Source organism: Rahnella victoriana, from assembly GCF_004330295.1.
Classification (GTDB): domain Bacteria; phylum Pseudomonadota; class Gammaproteobacteria; order Enterobacterales; family Enterobacteriaceae; genus Rahnella; species Rahnella victoriana.
Map to the genome: position 1 here is coordinate 1 of NZ_SJOJ01000082.1, position 434 is coordinate 434.

Below are 434 nucleotides of genomic sequence, written 5' to 3' on the forward strand. Positions count from 1 at the left end.
CGTCTGAGGACAAATCGCATCATGCTTCCTTACTTTTTGGCGGGCTGGCTGACGATCTGACACGGCGAGGTCTGGCAACGGTATTCGTTCACCTGCAAACCGCCGTAATCGTCCATGTAACCGAGGCTGTATTCGTTACTGACATAGCGGCTGCCGGTGAGATTTTCCGTCGCAAAGGGTGCCAGCATCACGCTGTCGAAGCCGGGAATATTGCCTTTGTTGTCCGTTCCCAGATAGCCGACGGTGATGTAAAACGGCGTGGGGTTGGTCAGTTTCAGGCCGTCACTGAGCCGGACAACCTGAAGCTGTTCCTGCCAGTTATTTTTGATCTGACTGCTGATGGCGGCCGGGCGGAAGAACAGCTTCACGCGGCTTTGGATCGCCACCTGCATGACGTTCGCCATGTCGCTTTTGGGCGGCACCTCGCGCACGTT

General features: G+C 56.2%; 1 protein-coding gene. It reads right to left on the minus strand.

Translation table 11 applies throughout. The annotated features are described in order from the left end of the window. Positions 1-29: 29 nt before the first annotated feature. Positions 30-434: fimbrial biogenesis chaperone (locus EYY67_RS24405; RefSeq protein ID WP_165498012.1), on the minus strand; the 405-nt coding region annotated here is incomplete at its 5' end.